Source organism: Xanthobacter autotrophicus, assembly GCF_029991245.1.
Classification (GTDB): Bacteria; Pseudomonadota; Alphaproteobacteria; order Rhizobiales; family Xanthobacteraceae; genus Xanthobacter; species Xanthobacter autotrophicus_C.
In genome coordinates this window covers 1-425 of the sequence record NZ_JAIVFO010000391.1, presented here as the reverse complement: position 1 = coordinate 425, position 425 = coordinate 1, and the positions used below count along the sequence as shown (strand labels likewise).

Genomic DNA, 425 nt, shown 5'->3' with positions numbered 1-425 from the left:
ACCCGGGTGCGGTCTTCGGCTGCGGCGGCGGGCCTCCGGACCCCAGCCTGCAGCCCACAGCCCGCAGCCGTCAGGAGTCGCGCTCGCTGGCCTGGTCGGCGTGGCGGCTCAGGCTCGGCGGAACGTCGCGGCCCGCGCGCCGCGCGCGGAACAGGGCGGCGCGCATGAGGAAGATGTTGGTCACGGGCACCGTCACCGCGACGAACAGCGCGATCAGCAGCGGGTGCAGCGCCAGGCCGTGGCCCGCGATCGAGAAATACAGCAGCGTGCCGTGCATGATGCACCAGCATCCCATGGTGGCGATGATCGAAGGCGCGTGCACGCGCTCGAAATACGTCTTGAGCCGCAGCAGGCTGAGAGAGCCCAGCATCGCGATCGCCGCGCCCACGAGCACGAGCACGGCCACGGCGATCTCGGCCCAGAGC

Annotated in this window: 1 protein-coding gene; it reads right to left on the bottom strand. The window is 71.5% G+C overall.

The features are described 5' to 3' along the window. Positions 1-70: 70 nt before the first annotated feature. Positions 71-425 (bottom strand): monovalent cation/H(+) antiporter subunit G (locus K9U41_RS23365; RefSeq protein ID WP_282643219.1); only part of this gene is annotated, 355 nt, incomplete at its 5' end.